Origin of the sequence: Bacillus sp. RAR_M1_44 (genome assembly GCF_020165935.1) — a bacterium.
In the GTDB taxonomy this organism is placed as follows: Bacteria; Bacillota; Bacilli; order Bacillales; family Bacillaceae; genus Bacillus; species Bacillus altitudinis.
The window spans coordinates 1,662,271-1,679,870 of sequence record NZ_JAIUKX010000001.1 but is presented as its reverse complement, the minus strand read 5'-3'; the positions used below and the strand labels follow the sequence as shown (position 1 = coordinate 1,679,870).

The following is a 17,600-nucleotide window of genomic DNA, read 5'->3' as shown; positions in this document are numbered from 1 at the left end:
AGTTGATGATTGAACAGGTAAGAACTTTAATGGAAGAAAAACAACTCGACGGTGTTCTGATTCAAAAGCGTAATAACTTTTCTTGGCTTACAGGAGGAAGAAGAAACCACATTGTGTTAAACACGCCAGAGGGCGTTTGTCAGCTACTTGTGTTGAAAGACGATATTGTCCTAGTTGTGAATCAAATGGAAGAAAAACGAATCATTGAAGAAGAAATGGCGTATTTTGACCATCCCTTTCAAGTCGTCACAATGGATTGGTTTGAGGATGAGACTCCTTACATTCAAACACTCATAAAAGACAAACGAATCGGTGCGGACATTCAAATGGAAGGAGTGGAATGGATCGAACCCGATTTGTCTCGTGTTCGATCGATCCTTTCAGCGCCACAGCTCAGCCAATACGAAACCCTTTGTCATGAAACAGCTGTTATTGTAGAAAGTGTCTGTCAAGAAATCGTTCCAGGACAGACGGAGCATGAAATTGCTTCGCTTGTTGCTCAAAGAGCGATCGGGCAGGGAATGACGATAGAAGTGCTGCTTGTGGCGACAGATGACCGGATTCATCAATATCGCCACCCGATCCCAACAGAAAAAGCACTTCAAAAGCATGCACTGGTTGTCCTTTGTGCTGAACGGCATGGACTCGTGGCAAATGTCACAAGATCCGTTTACTTTGGACAGCTACCAAAGGAGCTTGAAGAAAACAAGGAAAGGCTTGCGCGAATTGACACGGTCATGAATGCGGCTACTCGTCCAGGGAACACCATTGGAGATGTATTGAAGGCCGGCATTGCTCAATATGAAAAAGAAGGATTTCCTGATAGCTGGAAAAAGCTTCACCAGGGTGGCAAGACTGGATTTGTGTCTAGAGAGATCATTGCAGTTCCTACATCAGTGGAAGAGATCCAGCTTCATCAAGTATTCACTTGGAATCCTTCCTTACCAGGATTGAAATCAGAAGATACGATGGTCGTCGAGAAAGAAGGAAATCGCTTTTTAACCTATACAGGCAAGTGGACGTATATAGACATAGAACATGAAGGAAGCATCTATAGACGACCAGACATTTTGGTGAGAGACGAATAATGAGAAGCCGGCGATGAGCCGGTTTTTTGCTGGAAGTCTTTAGTGAGTTTCCACTCATTTATCACCATTACCAATCATTACAGCGCATAGGCGATCGATCGATACTTTCTTTTCTTGTCGACTTGCGTTAAAATGAGTAAGGTTTTTGTTAAATATGGGGATACCTATTTCAGAATTGTTTACCTAGATAAAATTTCATAAAGTTAAATTGAAATTTGACCAAACTTTTTTATTGTGGTAAACCTAAATTTGACAAAGTTCTTGATTGTATGTCCTTTGCCTTCAACTCTCAACTTTTCAAAATCCTAGAAATTTATTGTGTGTGCAATAATATAAATTTATGGCGAATTTATGACATTTCAATAGAAATCTGTTGAAAAATAAATGAACTTTTGAAAAAAGGGGAGCTAACTCCAACAGATTTTGATAGCATTACAAAGGGAAGAAAAGTTTTCGAAGGCAGATGGCTTTTCACAATTATTCAGCAATTTATACATTATTTAAGGAAGGATGGTGATCTTCTTGTTCAGAGCCATTAAACCTATGCTTTTATTAGCGATGCTCGTGAGTGTTTTTGTATTAGGAGGTTGCAGCAATATCGCTGTTTTAGATCCTAAAGGACCAGTCGCAGCACAACAAAAAGACTTAATCCTATTATCTATTGGATTCATGCTCTTTATCGTTGGTGCGGTATTTGTACTGTTTACCATCATTTTGGTTAAATACCGTGAGCGTAAGGACGTTGGAAACGCCTCTTATAACCCAGAACTACACGGGAATACGCTTCTAGAAGTTGTCTGGACAGTGATCCCAATATTAATCGTTGCTGCCCTTTCAGTTCCAACTGTAAAAACCATTTACTCTTTGGAAGAGGCGCCTCAAGCAACAAGTCATAAAGATCCACTTGTCGTTTATGCTACAGCAGTTGATTGGAAATGGATCTTCAGCTATCCAGAGGAAAATATTGAAACAGTGAACTACTTAAACATTCCAAAAGATCAGCCGGTTTTATTCAAAATCACTTCCGCTGATACAATGGCATCTCTATGGATTCCTCAGCTAGGCGGGGAGAAGTATGCGATGGCTGGAATGGAAATGGAACAATATCTTCAAGCTGATGAAGTAGGCACATATGAAGGAAGAAACGCCAACTTCACAGGCGAAGGCTTTGCTCAGCAAAAATTCAAAGTCAATGCGATGACGCAGTCTGACTATGATAAATGGGTAAATAAAACGAAAAAAGAAGCACCAAAGTTAACGAAGAAAACGTATGACTACTTGATGCTTCCTGATGCTGCAGATGTGCAGACATTCTCATCAACACATTTATCTTTTGCGAAGCACGGAGAGGATTCTGAATATGCACTCCAAGCACGCAAACGTTTAGGTTACCAATCAGTTTCTCCGCATTCCAAGACAGATCCTTTCGAGAATGTGAAGAACTATAAAAGAAAATTAGAAAACGAATAAACTGACTAAGGAAAGGAGGAGGCCGTTATGCATTTAAAATGGGATGAGTTTTTTGTAACTGGAGACCCATTAATTCTTGGTGCGCAAATTTCTATCGCTCTTACTTCCATTGCCATTGTGTTTGTTTTAACCTACTTCAAAAAGTGGAAATGGCTCTGGAAAGAATGGCTGACATCAGTTGATCATAAAAAGCTTGGAATCATGTATATCCTTGCTGCTGTGATTATGTTCTTCCGCGGTGGGGTAGACGGACTGATGATGCGCGCGCAGCTGGCGCTTCCTAATAATACGTTTTTAGATTCAAACCACTATAATGAAATTTTCACAACGCATGGTACGATCATGATTTTATTCATGGCGATGCCATTCTTAATTGGTTTAATCAACGTCGTGGTTCCTCTTCAAATTGGTGCACGTGACGTTGCATTCCCGTATTTGAACAACTTGAGCTTCTGGACATTTATGGTCGGAGCAATGCTGTTCAACATTTCCTTCGTTATTGGAGGATCACCAAGTGCAGGCTGGACGAGTTACATGCCGCTCGCCGGAAATGATTTCTCACCAGGACCTGGACAGAACTACTACTTGCTCGGGCTCCAAATTGCAGGTATTGGTACACTAATGACAGGTATTAACTTCATGGTGACCATCTTAAAAATGCGTACAAAAGGTATGACGCTTATGCGTATGCCGATGTTTACATGGACAACATTGATCACGTCTGTCATTATCGTTTTCGCATTCCCTGTTTTAACAGTTGCTTTAGCACTTATGACATTCGATCGTTTATTCGGTTCAGCATTCTTTACACTCGAAGCGGGCGGTATGCCAATGCTTTGGGCGAACCTTTTCTGGATTTGGGGACATCCTGAGGTATATATCGTTATCCTGCCGGCTTTCGGTATTTTCTCAGAAATCTTTGCGACGTTCTCAAGAAAGCAGTTGTTTGGTTACAAAGCGATGGTTGTATCGATTGTGGCAATCTCTGTTCTTAGTTTCCTTGTGTGGGTTCACCACTTCTTTACAATGGGGAACAGTGCAGCGGTTAACTCATTCTTCTCGATCACAACAATGGCGATTTCTGTACCAACAGGTGTGAAAATCTTTAACTGGCTCTTTACAATGTATCGAGGCCGTATCAGTTTTACATCCCCAATGCTTTGGGCACTTGGTTTCATCCCGAACTTCGTAATCGGTGGTGTGACTGGGGTTATGCTTGCGATGGCAGCTGCGGATTACCAGTACCATAACACGTACTTCTTAGTATCCCACTTCCACTATGTATTAATCGCAGGTACTGTCTTTGCTTGTTTTGCAGGTCTTGTTTTCTGGTATCCAAAAATGTTTGGTTACAAGTTAAACGAACGAATCGGCAAATGGTTCTTCTGGGTATTCATGATCGGATTTAACATCTGTTTCTTCCCGCAGTACTTCTTAGGACTGCAAGGAATGCCAAGACGTATTTATACGTATGGACCAGAAGATGGCTGGACTGCACTAAACTTTATTTCAACAATTGGTGCATTCATGATGGGTATCGGATTCATCATCCTTTGCTATAACATTTACTACAGCTGGAGACACGCGAAACGTGAAGTGTCTGGAGACAGCTGGGGAGAAGGACGTACGCTTGACTGGGCGACATCTTCTGCAATTCCGCCGCATTATAACTTTGCAGCACTTCCAGAAGTGACGACACCAGATGCATTCCATCATTGGAAGCAAAACAATGTAGACGTTCATCCTGAAAAAGAATTCAAGAAAATTCACATGCCGCACAATTCAGGCAGACCGCTTATCATGTCTGCATTCTTCGGACTTGGAGCATTCGGTCTTGTATTTGAATGGTACTGGATTGGCGTTATTGGCTTAATCGGTGTATTCGCAACAATGATTTTACGTTCATTTGAATATGACGATGGCTACTATATTCCTGTTGAAGAAGTGATTGAAACAGAGAAAAAGAATAAGGAGGCGCAGAAGTAATGGGACATAATGATAGCAGCTATGCAAATGCACCGCTTGAATATCAGTCTGAAACAGGACGTTTAAACATCCTTGGTTTCTGGATATTCCTTGGCGCGGAAATCGTGTTATTCTCAACACTTTTTGCGACCTACTTTGTTCTTCATGGCAGAACAGCTGGCGGCGTTTTGCCAGCTGAGCTATTTGATATGAAGCTTGTATTGATCATGACATTCCTGCTATTGGTGAGTTCATTTACATGCGGGATTGCCGTTCACGAAATGCGCCGTGGAAGTACAAAAGGGGTTGTCATTTGGACGATTCTGACACTGCTTCTAGGTGCAGGCTTCGTTGGTTTTGAGATTTTCGAATTCTTCCATTATGTACATGAGGGTGCGAGCATCCATACAAGTGCATACTGGTCTGCATTCTTTGTTCTTTTAGGAACTCACGGATTACACGTATCCATCGGTATCTTCTGGATTACAGGTGTCTTGTTCCAAATTAAAAAACGTGGATTAACACCACAAACAGCAGCGAAGATCTTTATCTCAAGTCTATACTGGCATTTCCTTGATGTTGTATGGATTTTCATCTTCACAGCTGTGTACTTGATCGGATTAGGGGGGCTTTTGTGATATGGCTGGAAAAACACATTCCTCAGCAGAGCACGAACACTTCCCTTGGAAACACGTAGTCGGCTTCATTCTCTCCATTGTGCTAACCATCTTAGCATTCTGGATTGCCATCGGAGCTGAAATTGGCAGTTCTGCGAAACTATGGATTATCTTTGGTTTTGCCTTCATTCAAGCATTCTTGCAGCTGTTCATGTTCATGCACATGACAGAGAGTGAGAACGGAACTGTTCAAGTCGGAAATACTTTGTTTGGTCTGTTCTGTGCGATCATTTTCGTCATCGGGTCTGTTTGGATCTTCGCGGCTCACTACAGCCACGGAGAGAACAGCAAAGACGGTTATTCACCATCTGCGCCAAAGCAGTCTGAGCATTCAGAGAAATAATAAAAAACCACTCATCTTTCATAGGTGAGTGGTTTTTATGCTGATTGTGATAACGCTTCCAATTGATGATGCGAAATCTATCTGCTGCTGAATCTTTTGCGAATGAATGGAAGTCCATAGATGAGGAAAGCTGCAATGTGAGCCAGAATCACGTTAATGGCAAAGAATGCGATCATGAAGGTATGTCCTGCTGGAGATAAACTGCTTGTCATGTAAAGACCGAAGAAAATCCACATAATCATGATGGGTGGAATAGATGCTAATGCAATCTTTCTGTTTTCCAACCATAAAAACAGGGGTGTAGCTGTTGCAATACATAGGTACGCAAAGAACATATCCATCGTATCCAACTCCTTTGTAAGTTGATGTTCAATTCAAATGAGAGGTCAGGATGCAATTGTGTCTGTTTTTAGGAGATATTGTGAACATTTTGTTACAAATATTATACCACAATTGACTTTGAAGTAAACTCAATAATTGGAAAATGGGCCTTATTCCGCAGAAATTGTTTTTTTCTTATACCTCAGTTAAGCTTATGCTGGCAAGATGTTCACCTTTCATATCGCCACATAAGTCATTGAATTTTCCCCTTAAAATCTGTAAAATAATCTTTTTAAAGGACTTATGATCGGTTGTCATGATAGAGTAGAAAGGAATTTTTTCCTATTGTTAGGATGAAAAGTATTTCATTTTTTGAAATTAGAATGGAACCTTTCAGGTGTCACTTCCGTCATATTTAAGGTGAGTTGCTTTTGTGAAAATTTCAATCTAATATAAATAAGGGCTTTTATGTTTTGTAATAAGGGTGGTTAGTTCATGAACAAGCAGAATACATCTCCTTACTATCAAGGAGATTTGATTTTTATATTTTTAGCCTTCTTTGCCATCAGTGTCATCGCTATTTATGCTGCGGGACAGTTTGGGCAATATGGATCTAATGCATGGACCAGACAGATCATTTACTACATGGTTGGGGTCATCTGTATTGTGGCTATTAATTACTTCGATCTGGAACAATTAGAAAAGTTAAGCCTATATATTTTTATAGGCGGCATTATGCTCTTAATTCTTTTAAAAATTGCTCCTGCACAAATTGCAGGTCATGATTTTGCTCCAATTAAAAATGGTGCAAAAAGTTGGTTTGTGTTACCGGGAATTGGAACATTTCAGCCTTCAGAGTTCATGAAAATTGGTTTGATTATGATGCTCGCCTCTGTCATTGGGAAGGCAACCCCAAGAGGAAAACGAACATTAGAAGATGATATTTTCCTACTATTAAAAATTGCCGGCGTGGCTGCTGTACCAGTCGGACTCATCTTTTTGCAAGATGCAGGTACGGCTGCGGTATGTATGTTTATTGTCGTTGTCATGGTCTTTTTATCAGGGGTCAACTGGAAATTGATCTCTCTCATCGGTTCAGTGGTTGTGCTCTTAGTTGCCGCTGTGTTAGCCGTGATTATTCTATTCCCTGATTTCGCACAAAAGATCGGAATTCAGCAGTATCAGATCAACCGGATTACCGCTTGGCTGCCTGATAGTTCTTCGACAGCCAACCAAGCCCAGACACAGGATGCATCTGGATCGGATAAATATCAAGTCGAGCAAGCCATTATGGCAATTGGGGCAGGACAAATTTTCGGGAACGGTGTTAAAAATTTAAAAGTATATGTTCCAGAAGCTCAGACAGATATGATTTTCTCTATCATAGGGGAAGCCTTTGGTTTTGTCGGCTGCGCATTTGTGGTGATCATGTTCTTCTTCCTGATTTACAGGCTTGTTGTGCTGATTGACCGTATCCATCCTTATAGCCGGTTTGCGTCATTTTTCTGTGTAGGATATACAGCATTGATTGTCATCCATACATTCCAGAACATTGGCATGAACATAGGCGTCATGCCTGTAACGGGGATACCACTCTTATTCATCAGCTTCGGGGGAAGCTCTGTTTTATCTGTTCTTATTGGATTTGGTATCGCTTATAATGCAAGTGTTCAATTAACGAAATATCAAAGTTATTTATTTAAATAAAACGGGTAAAGGGCAGTCTAAGCGTAGGCTGCCTTTTTGGCGTGAGTTCTAACTTTTGAAAAGCAATATTCATTTGACTTATGATAGTAGGAGTGAAGGAGGTCTTCGAATTGAATAAAACGATAGAAACCATCTTAAATCATCGGTCCATCCGTTCGTTTACAGATGAGCGTCTGACAGACGAAGAAGTGCTGACACTTATCAAAAGTGCACAGGCTGCTTCGACATCAAGCTATGTACAGGCGTATAGTATCATTGGTGTAACAGATCAGGAGAAGAAGGCGAAGCTTGCTGAACTGGCTGGAAATCAGCCATACGTTGAGAAGAATGGGCATTTCTTTGTTTTCTGTGCGGACTTGAAACGCCACGACTATATCGCAAAAAAAGCAGGGAAAAACCATCAAGAAGCGCTTGAGAATACAGAAGCCTTTCTTATCAGTGTGATTGATGCGGCGCTCGCTGCGCAAAATGTCAGTGTCGCCGCAGAATCTATGGGACTTGGCATCTGCTATATCGGCGGACTGCGTAATCAGCTGAAGGAAGTATCAGAATTACTTGAAACGCCTTCCTATGTGCTGCCGCTATTCGGTCTGGCCATAGGACATCCTGCCAATCCATCATCTCAAAAGGAACGGCTACCCGTTGAGCTGATCTACCATGAAAACACATATCAGCAAGACGAAGCTCATATGGATCGTTATTTAAAAGAATACGATGATCGTATTTCATCATATTATGAAGAACGAACAAACGGTGAGAGAAAAGATACATGGTCTGAGCAAATGCTTCGAGGCTTTAGCCAGCCAAAACGTGCCTTCCTCGGAGATTTTGTGAAAGAGAAGGGCTTTAATCGAAAATAAATCAGGAAATCCCCCTTTCGAGTGAGAGAGGGGGATTTGTGTAGGAGGTGCGACATCATGAAATTAAGTATACTGGATCAATCTCCTTTGATTGGAGATGCGACGCCTGCTGAGGCGCTGAAGCAAACAGTCGAGCTGGCGAAGCAGGCAGAGAAATGGGGTTATCATCGATTTTGGGTATCAGAGCATCACTTTTCAAACCGGCTCGCAGGATCGAGTCCAGAGGTGCTTCTCGGTCATTTATCAGCTGTGACGTCACATATCCGTATTGGTTCAGGTGGCGTCATGCTGCCCCACTACAGTGCCTATAAAGTAGCAGAGAACTTCAGAGTGCTCGAAGCCTTGGCTCCGGGCAGAATTGATCTTGGCATTGGACGTGCTCCTGGAGGTATGCCGATCTCCTCCATTGCCCTTCATCATGGAGAACGGAAGCGACTTGGTGATCAATATCCTGAGCAGGTAGAAGAATTGAAGGTGTATTTACATGATTTAGCCGATGAATTTTATCCGCTGCCTCACCTGACTGCTTCTCCGAAGGTAGATACTGCCCCAGAGGTATGGATGTTAGGTTCCTCTGGAGGAAGTGCACGGCTTGCCGCAAAAGCAGGTGCAGGCTATACGTTTGCTCTTTTCATTAATGGAGAAGGCGGAGAAGACTCTGTGTCGCAGTATATCAGCCGATTTGAACCTTCAGAATTTGGTGATGAGCCGCGTGTCAGTCTTGCGGTCTTCGTTTTATGTGCAGAAACAGAGGAACAGGCAGAAAAATTGGCTGTCAGCTTAGATTTATCATTATTAGCTAACGAACAAGGACAGAACCTTGGCGGCTTTCCTTCATTTGAACAGGCAAAGGCCTATTCCTACAGTCCATATGAACAAAAACGAGTAGCAGCCAATCGACAGAGGATGGTTGTTGGCACGCCATCCTCTGTGAAGCAGCAGCTGACAGCACTCGCAAAGGCGTATCGTACAGATGAAGTGATCGCTGTGACCATCACACATCACATACAAGACCGTCTCACATCGTATCGTTTATTAAAAGAAGCTTTTGATGCATAACGTATGTCATTTTACAATTTGCGCAGCCAATAAAAGGGATAGAGGAGCATCATGGTGAGAATAAAGGCAGCTGTCACCGCCAAGCTAAGCGGATAAATGCAGGTGGTATAGACAGTCAGTTCACATGCTTGATGAAAAGGACGAGGCTGTTTTGCATGTAAAAAGGTAAAAAAATAAACCAAGGTGATCGTGAGAAAAAAAGCCGTCATAAAAGAAACGATCCATAGCCATATCAACATGAATTTCTCTTTCCTCCATACATGATAGAAAAGCCTTGTTGAGCTGATGGGCTCATACAAGGCTTTTTATGTGATTCTTGTTTATTCAGGATAAATATCGAATGGTTCTTTTGTTTGAACCGTATCTGATTTGCCTTTCAGGCTTGCATACGCAAGCATTGTATACTCACCTGCTTCTAACTTCTGTCCTTTATTGATCGTGCCATTCCATTTCACACGATGCTCTCCTTTATCAACATGTTGATAAACTCCTGCTTCACCTAAATACTCTCCATCTGTCGAGTAGACGAGGAATGCAAGGTTTTCAGCACCGCCTGGGAGATAGCTGCTAATAACATAGCTTCCAGCACGGTTATCCGGCTCTACGGAAACCGAAGTGACGCGCGGGTAATCAGGCTCTTTTACAATCAATAAAGTAGGGATTTCAGTGACCTTTCTGCCATTTTCGCGAATGGTGATACTGCCTTGGTACGTTCCTTTTTTCGTTTTTCCATAATTCACTTGTACTGCGGAAGTAAAGGACCCTGTGGAATTCCCTTTTACTGTGATTTTTTTCGTGCCGTTTGTGCTAATGCCGTTGCCATCGAACTTGTAATCAATGGTATAGGTTTTCGGTGCTTTTGACAGGTTTTCTACCTTGAACTTCTTCGTTTTGATTTGAACGCCCTTTTCTTTTAAGAAAGTGCCGTACGAATAGCTTGCATCAGACACAATAGAAGACGCTTGAAGTGATTCGATGATTCGAACGCTGCCTGTGCCCTGCGTATTGTGAGGGAACGGGTTACCATTTGGGTCATACAATGTTTCTGCTGTATTCATCATCAGCGCTTTAATTTGCTCTGTAGAATACGATGGTTTTGCTTGTTTAATAATCGCTGCTACTCCGGCTACATGAGGAGATGCCATGCTTGTTCCTTGCTTCGATCCATAGCCGTATGGCTGAGAAGGATCGTGTGTCGGAATGGTGCTGACAATACTCACGCCAGGTGCTGAAAGATCTGGTTTGATCATCCACGTATCGACAACAGGTCCACGAGATGAGAAGTCAGCGACTTGTTCACTTAACTCTTTCACAAATTGAATCGAGAAAGTCGTTGTATTGTTACCAGCCTCAATGGCTTTAACAAGCGCTGTTCCTTCCGCTTTTGACAGCTTAATCGTCGGAAGGGCTAGACCTGGTACATCCACAGGGATTTCTCCATCGGTATTGTTGTACATGACAACGCCGATCGCACCAGCAGCTTTCGCATTGTCCACTTTATCAACAAAGGCAATGGCTCCACGTTCAATCACTGCCACCTTTCCTTTGACATCGATGTTTTCAAAATCTTTTTCGTCACCGATGCCTGCTTGGACGAGTGTGACTTGTTTTTGGTCAAGTGCTTTTAAATCATTTTCTTGATAGTAGCCCATCACTTTTGCTGTTGAATAGTTCGGGAATTTCACGTTGTATAGACTGTACGGAAGCTGAGTGGCTCCGACAGAAATAGCATCTCTTGATGTCCCAGGAGATCCAACGGTCCAGCTGTTTGGCCCACTGTTTCCATTTGATGTCACAGCGACAACCCCTTCAGACATGGCCCAATCCAGTGCGATGCTTGTTGCATAATCAGGGTTATTCACACTGTTTCCAAGAGAAAGGTTCATGACATCGGCTCCGTCAGTGACAGCCCGGTCGATGCCTGCAAGGACATTTTCAGTTGTTCCTGATCCGCCTGGTCCAAGGACACGGTAGGCAAGAAGGGTAGCATCTTTTGCGACACCTTTAATTTGTCCATTTGCCGCAATTGTTCCTGCGACGTGTGTACCATGATCTGTCGATTCGCCTCTAGGATCTCCTTTTGGTGTTTCTTGTGGAGAATAGTCATTATCAACAAAGTCATAGCCTTTGTATAATCCGAAGTTTCCTTTTAAATCAGGGTGGGTATAGTCTACGCCAGTATCAATGACAGCGACTTTTACTCCTTTTCCAGAGTAGCCGGCAACCCAAGCTTTTGGGGCACCGATAAATGGAGCACTTTTATCCATGAGTGGAGAGACATCCTCATGAGGAAGCTGGACGCTTTTCTTTTTCACTTCATCTGTTTGATATGTAACATCCGGATAAACGGCTTTTACTCCGTCAACTGCGAGCAGTTTCGGGATTTCGTTTGCAGGAAGTTTCATAGAGAAACCAGAGAAGACTTTTTCATATTCTTGATGAACACTCGCTTTATCTAACTTTTTGAGTGCTGCATTCTTTACTTTCGTTCGAGATTTTTTGAGGGAGGCTTTTGTTTGTGCTTCGCCTTCTTGCTTGGCTTCAACTAAGGATTTTTCCTTTAATTCAACAATGACAGTGGTGTGTTTTCTAGACTTAACATTGATTTCGCCGAAGATTTCTGCTTTTTCCAGTTCCACCTGTTTGTTCGATGGAGCGGCAGCAGCCTGACCTGAAAAGAATGTGGATAAGGTAAAAATAGTGGAGAACAATAGAACAGAAGAACGAGAGATTACTTTTTTCAATTAATTTTCCCCTTTCTAGCTGTGTATTTAGGGAGATAGCCTTTCTTTTTGTGGATAAATAGGAAAGATTCACTGCCCGTTATTAAGTATTCCATACGATGAAACCAATTCCTTTACTAAAATGGTCTTATTTTACATAGTCATAAAGAACTATTTTGTTTATAAAGTCACACTTATGCACAATAATCTGTTGATAACTCGATTATTCAGATATATATATGGAAAATAAAAAAATCTCATACACAAAATCTAGTAAGAGGGTGTTGATATGTGGATAAACCCTGTTGATAAGATGTGCTTATCTTTGGGATAGTGTGTGTATAAAATTTTCAAAGAAACATTGTGGAACATGATCATCTTCTGCACTTTTCAACAAAACTTCTGAAAACTAGTTCGTTTTTTCACCCAGATTGTGACAAACCTCTCTTTTTTCTCGGGATATGATAGGAACAGTTAATTTGCTAGAACTGCTAGATTCTAAGGAAAGCGGAGGGATGTTCAGTGAAGAAATGGAAGAACTGGTTGAGTGTATGGTTTGGTTTTGTGATGAATGTGCTTGTGAATCCTGGTGAGCTGCTGAAGAAGCAAGGGGTGAAAGTGGCAGCAGTGGATGGAGGATTCTTTCTTGCGGTGAATGAGAGAAAGCTAGAGAAACTGGCAGATGAAAAGAAGAAAAAGCGCAGGACAGAAAAGCCGTTTCAAGAAAGTCTGATGATGCTTGATGAAAAGACAACGAGAGAGGCGCGTGCCGGTCCGTTCTTATCTTTACAGAAAAGTTGAAACAGGGTAAAATCCCACATAAGACACGTTATCTGTGGGAGAGGATGCCCCTTGAAGATATATAAAATATTGAATAACAATGCAGTGGTTGTAAAGGAGGGTGATCAGGAGAAAATTGTGATGGGGCCCGGAATTGCTTTTCAGAAGGGGAAAAATGACGTCGTTCCCGTTCAAAAAATAGAGAAGATTTTTGTTGTGCGTGAAGAAAATGAGAAATTCAAACAAATTCTTGCGACATTGCCAGAAGCGCATATTGAGGTGGCAGAGCATATTATTAGTTATGCAGAGGGTGAACTCATGATGCCGCTCAGTGATCATATCCACATCTCACTGACAGATCATTTATCCTTTGCCATTGAACGCGTTCAAAAAGGCATTGTGCTATATAATAAATTGCTTGGTGAGATCAAAGTCTTATATAAGCAGGAATATGATATTGGAAAGTATGCCATTCGTTATGTAAAGGAGCGGCTTGGGGTTGACCTGCCGGACGATGAGGCAGGGTATGTGGCACTTCATATTCATACGGCCAAAATGAATACGGAGTCCATGAAGAAGACGGTCAAATACACAACGATGATCAAAGAAATGATCGAGCATGTCGAAAGCGTTTTTGAGCGCTCGATTGATGAGGATAGTATTTCATATCAGCGGCTTGTGACACATTTGAGGTATGCATTAGGCAGGTTGGAATCGAATGAAGCATTTCAAATCATGGACGATGACATGCTGACTTTTATCCAAACAAAGTATGATTCGGCTTACCGGTGTGCACTTGGACTGGCTGATTTGCTGAAAAAAGAATATGGACTTCATCTCCCTGAATCGGAGATCGGCTACATCACGCTGCATGTCCAGCGTCTGCAGGATGCCGAATTGGTGTAAAGGTTGTGCCTGTCCGCAGGCTTTTTTTTATGCACACTACTCTAATTAGTGTATATGGGTCATTTGATTCGAAAAAATAGGTTGACGCAGGTCACGCTCTTATACTATGATGAAAGCGTAATCAAAAACCAATATCGTGGGATTGTGACTGTCAGGCAGGCAAGACCTAAAATTTGCGTAACGAGGGGACGTGTATGTCCTTTCATCGTTAGTGAATTTTAGGTCTTTTTTGTTTTAAAAAAAGGGGGAGACAACATGGATTATCAAAAAACAGCCAAAGAATTAACAACATTATTAGGCGGCAAAGAAAATGTCATTAGCGCAACACATTGTGCCACACGACTCCGATTGGTGATGAAAGATGAGGCGTTGATTGACAAAGATGCCATTGAAGAACTGGAGGGTGTGAAGGGTGCCTTCTCAAGCTCGGGTCAATTCCAGATCATATTTGGAACAGGTTCTGTCAACAAAGTATATGAGCCTTTTGCTCGTGAGACGGGTCTTGAGGCAGACGACGAGAATCAAAAACCAGCCAGCCATGATGAAGCCGTGAAGCAAAAAATGAATCCACTTGCACGTTTTGCCAAGACGCTATCGAATATTTTTGTACCAATCATTCCAGCGATTGTAGCAAGCGGTTTATTAATGGGTCTATTAGGCATGATGAAAGCCTTTAAATGGGCTGATCCAAGCTCTGCCATCTTCCAAATGCTAGATATGTTCTCAAGTGCTGCCTTTATCATTTTACCGATTTTAATTGGGGTTAGTGCAGCCAAAGAGTTTGGTGGAAATCCATATTTAGGAGCTGTCATTGGGGGCATTATGATTCACCCGAGCTTGCTGAATCCATGGGGACTGACAGACGCAAAACCAGAATATATGCATCTATTCAACTTTGATATTGCGCTTCTTGGTTACCAAGGAACGGTCATTCCCGTGTTATTAACTGTGTATATCATGTGCGTGATTGAAAAGAATTTAAGAAAAGTTGTGCCGAACAGTATTGATTTACTTGTGACGCCGTTTGTGACGGTGATTGTGACTGGATTTGTGACGTTTATTGCTGTAGGACCGCTAGGGAGAATGCTTGGTACAGGGATCTCGAATGCACTCACTTATGTTTATGACCATGCAGGATTCTTAGCTGGACTGATTTTCGGAGGCGCTTATTCTTTAATTGTACTGACAGGTGTTCATCATAGCTTCCATGCGATTGAGGCAGGACTTCTAAATGATATTGGACGGAATTATTTGCTGCCGATCTGGGCCATGTCCAACGTCGCTCAAGGCGGAGCTGGGCTAGCGGTCTTTTTCTTAGCAAAGCGTGCAAAAACAAAAGAAATCGCATTACCAGCAGCATTTTCTGCTTTCTTAGGTATTACAGAGCCGGTCATATTCGGTGTGAATCTTCGTTATCGTAAGCCATTTATTGCTGCAATGATCGGAGGCGCATTAGGCGGGGCGTTTGTCGTCTTCACGAAGGTAGCCGCCAACGCTTATGGTTTAACAGGGATTCCGATGATTGCCATTGCAGCCCCATTTGGTTTACAAAATGTGGTAAATTATGTTATTGGTATGTTAATAGCTGTTGCTGTTTCATTTATTCTTACCATCATCTTTAAAGTCAAAGAAGTCGAAAAATAATCAAGGAGTGGTCACAGTGATGACAACAACGGACGCAGCACTTCGTCAAAAGGTAACAGATCGTATTCGAAACTATGAGCATTTGGTGAAAAAAGATGTGTACCGTCAGAACTTCCATTTAATTCCGCCAGTCGGTCTTTTAAATGACCCGAATGGATTGATTCAGTGGAAGGGAGTCTACCATGTGTTTTATCAATGGCAGCCATTTAAAACAGGACATGGGGCAAAATTCTGGGGTCACTACACATCAACCGATCTAGTGAATTGGCAGCATGAAGAGGCTGCCCTCACGCCAAGTGATTGGTTTGATCAGAATGGATGTTATTCTGGCAGTGCAGTCATTGATGATGGTCGTATGTATGTGATGTATACCGGAAATGTCCGTGATGAGCAAGGAAATCGTGAGACATATCAATGTTTAGCTGTGTCAGAGGATGGGATTCATTTTGAGAAAAAAGGTGTCGTGGCGACTTTGCCAACGGGATTCACTGCACATTTTCGTGACCCGAAGGTGTGGAAGCGGAATGGAAAGTGGTACATGGTCCTTGGAGCACAAAGTGAAGATCTCAAAGGACATCTTGTCTTATTCACATCTGATACATTAGACAATTGGACGTTTCAAGGCATTATTGCAGGCAGTGGAAAGAATGGTTTAGATCATTTCGGATACATGTGGGAATGTCCAGATCTGTTTGAATTAGACGGTCAGGATGTATTGATCGTGTCACCACAGGGGCTGAAGCCTGATGGATTCAAATACAACAATACACATCAATCTGGTTATTTTGTTGGTACATTGGATGATCGTACCTACCAATATACGCATGGAGCGTTTGAGGAGCTAGATCGTGGCTTTGACTTTTATGCACAGCAGACTTTCCAAGATGAATCGGGCAGACGCATTTTAATGGGATGGATGGGTGTACCAGATCAAGGGGAAGAGCATCATCCAACCATCTCTTATCAATGGATCCATTGCTTGACGATTCCGAGAGAGCTTCGTTTAGATGATGAGGGACGTCTTATTCAAAAGCCGGTAAGTGAACTTCGATCTATGCGGACAAATGAGCAGGAGCATGTTTTTCACGTTAAACGATCTGTTCACTCCATTCCTGTTGAAGATTTGACGAGCGCAGAGGTATTCATTGATCAAATTGAAACTCAAAAAGGATTTGAATGCTGTATCCGTGCTGCTGCTCGTATCATTTATGATAAAGATGAAGGCAAACTAACGTTAGAGCGAGATCGCTTTGAAGATCGAACAAAGGAAGTTCGTGAAGTAGAAATTGAGGAATTACAGGATCTGCATATCTTTATTGATGCATCATCGATTGAGATTTTTGTCAACGGAGGCCGGGAAGTATTTACTGCACGTTACTTTCCTTCCCCGGGAAATAAATCAATCTCCATCAGTGGTAGAAATGAAACGAAGCTTAAATTGAAGACGTGGCATTTGCAAAAAGAAGCAGATCATTGATCTGCTTTTTCTAGTGAGATCAGCCTGTATCTTAAAGCCTATATCATGTATATACAAGGTTAGCCTAAAGCGGTTTGATGACGTTTTACATATATGATAACAGGTTCGATTATGGTATCATTTTAAAATATATACAGCTGAGGCTGACGTTTATCCAAATGCGGTAGGACAAAAAGGGGTTGTTTACTTGAATTCAAAACAGCAGCCGACGACTAGAAAACGCTTGGAGACAATGGCAGATCATGTTGAAGATAAACGTGAAGAATATAAAGAATTGCTGATTCAAGTCCAATCTATTCTCGGTGAACCTTCTCTAGAGCAAGAAGAATTAAAAGAGAAGCTGTCAGATACGTATAAACAAATGAAAGAATATGCCTTATTTGTTGAATCCATTGAAGCCTTTATTCGAAAAATGGCGAAAGAATCCGATCAGCAAAAGTAGGTAAAAAAGTATGGTGAAAGAGTGTACCTGGGAGCGGGTATGCTTTTTTTATTTTAGTCAGATCATTCAGAAATTTAAATGAAAGCGTTGACATTCCTTTTGTCATGATACAAAATAAATAAAAATTCATCTGAGCAT

16 protein-coding genes are annotated in these 17,600 nt (G+C 41.8%); 13 read left to right on the top strand and 3 right to left on the bottom strand.

What is annotated here, in order from left to right; translation table 11 throughout:
* Positions 1 to 5 precede the first annotated feature (5 nt).
* The 5 genes from LCD34_RS08980 to qoxD all read left to right on the top strand — a co-directional run bounded on the left by LCD34_RS08980 (position 6) and on the right by qoxD (position 5,543).
* Positions 6 to 1,088, top strand: a complete 1,083-nt coding sequence (locus tag LCD34_RS08980) for a M24 family metallopeptidase (protein WP_024719492.1) — start codon at positions 6 to 8, stop codon at positions 1,086 to 1,088.
* 513 nt (positions 1,089 to 1,601) lie between these two features.
* Entirely contained in the window at positions 1,602 to 2,558 is a 957-nt protein-coding gene (qoxA, locus tag LCD34_RS08975) for a cytochrome aa3 quinol oxidase subunit II (protein WP_089374137.1), read from the top strand.
* A 27-nt stretch (positions 2,559 to 2,585) separates the two neighbouring features.
* Positions 2,586 to 4,544, top strand: a complete 1,959-nt coding sequence (gene qoxB / locus LCD34_RS08970; RefSeq protein ID WP_007497822.1) for a cytochrome aa3 quinol oxidase subunit I — start codon at positions 2,586 to 2,588, stop codon at positions 4,542 to 4,544.
* Entirely contained in the window at positions 4,544 to 5,161 is a 618-nt protein-coding gene (gene qoxC, locus LCD34_RS08965) for a cytochrome aa3 quinol oxidase subunit III (RefSeq protein WP_007497820.1), read from the top strand. Before qoxB ends, qoxC begins: the two co-directional genes overlap by 1 nt.
* Position 5,162: 1 nt before the next feature.
* Positions 5,163 to 5,543, top strand: a complete 381-nt coding sequence (gene qoxD / locus LCD34_RS08960; protein ID WP_007497818.1) for a cytochrome aa3 quinol oxidase subunit IV — start codon at positions 5,163 to 5,165, stop codon at positions 5,541 to 5,543.
* 77 nt (positions 5,544 to 5,620) lie between these two features.
* Here qoxD and LCD34_RS08955 read toward each other — a convergent pair whose 3' ends face one another.
* A complete protein-coding gene (locus LCD34_RS08955) occupies positions 5,621 to 5,884 on the bottom strand; it encodes a spore morphogenesis/germination protein YwcE (protein ID WP_008345491.1) in 264 nt (87 codons plus the stop codon).
* A gap of 475 nt (positions 5,885 to 6,359) precedes the next feature.
* Between LCD34_RS08955 and LCD34_RS08950 the strand changes: the two genes are divergently transcribed.
* The 3 genes from LCD34_RS08950 (at position 6,360) to LCD34_RS08940 (ending at position 9,490) form a co-directional block, all read left to right on the top strand.
* Entirely contained in the window at positions 6,360 to 7,571 is a 1,212-nt protein-coding gene (locus LCD34_RS08950; protein WP_008345489.1) for an FtsW/RodA/SpoVE family cell cycle protein, read from the top strand.
* Between the two features lie 110 nt (positions 7,572 to 7,681).
* Entirely contained in the window at positions 7,682 to 8,431 is a 750-nt protein-coding gene (nfsA, locus tag LCD34_RS08945) for an oxygen-insensitive NADPH nitroreductase (protein ID WP_116306446.1), read from the top strand.
* 54 nt (positions 8,432 to 8,485) lie between these two features.
* Entirely contained in the window at positions 8,486 to 9,490 is a 1,005-nt protein-coding gene (locus LCD34_RS08940; protein WP_065461605.1) for an LLM class flavin-dependent oxidoreductase, read from the top strand.
* 11 nt (positions 9,491 to 9,501) lie between these two features.
* On the opposite strand, the gene LCD34_RS08935 is transcribed toward LCD34_RS08940, so the two are convergent.
* Positions 9,502 to 9,729 (bottom strand): hypothetical protein, encoded by a 228-nt coding sequence (locus LCD34_RS08935; RefSeq protein ID WP_048002998.1) that lies wholly within the window; start codon positions 9,727 to 9,729, stop codon positions 9,502 to 9,504.
* An 81-nt stretch (positions 9,730 to 9,810) separates the two neighbouring features.
* Positions 9,811 to 12,234, bottom strand: a complete 2,424-nt coding sequence (locus tag LCD34_RS08930; protein WP_224558815.1) for a S8 family peptidase — start codon at positions 12,232 to 12,234, stop codon at positions 9,811 to 9,813.
* A 501-nt stretch (positions 12,235 to 12,735) separates the two neighbouring features.
* Here LCD34_RS08930 and LCD34_RS08925 point away from each other — a divergent pair.
* From LCD34_RS08925 to LCD34_RS08905, 5 genes are all read left to right on the top strand, one after another.
* Positions 12,736 to 13,014, top strand: coding sequence for a hypothetical protein (locus LCD34_RS08925; RefSeq protein WP_025208181.1), 279 nt, complete (start codon positions 12,736 to 12,738; stop codon positions 13,012 to 13,014).
* Positions 13,015 to 13,065: 51 nt separating this feature from the next.
* A complete protein-coding gene (locus LCD34_RS08920) occupies positions 13,066 to 13,899 on the top strand; it encodes a PRD domain-containing protein (protein ID WP_007497807.1) in 834 nt (277 codons plus the stop codon).
* 255 nt (positions 13,900 to 14,154) lie between these two features.
* Complete coding sequence (locus LCD34_RS08915) at positions 14,155 to 15,543, top strand: sucrose-specific PTS transporter subunit IIBC (RefSeq protein ID WP_007497804.1); 1,389 nt, start codon at positions 14,155 to 14,157, stop codon at positions 15,541 to 15,543.
* Between the two features lie 19 nt (positions 15,544 to 15,562).
* Entirely contained in the window at positions 15,563 to 17,020 is a 1,458-nt protein-coding gene (locus tag LCD34_RS08910; protein WP_224559432.1) for a glycoside hydrolase family 32 protein, read from the top strand.
* Between the two features lie 187 nt (positions 17,021 to 17,207).
* Complete coding sequence (locus LCD34_RS08905; RefSeq protein WP_008359596.1) at positions 17,208 to 17,462, top strand: hypothetical protein; 255 nt, start codon at positions 17,208 to 17,210, stop codon at positions 17,460 to 17,462.
* The last annotated feature ends 138 nt before the right edge of the window (positions 17,463 to 17,600 follow it).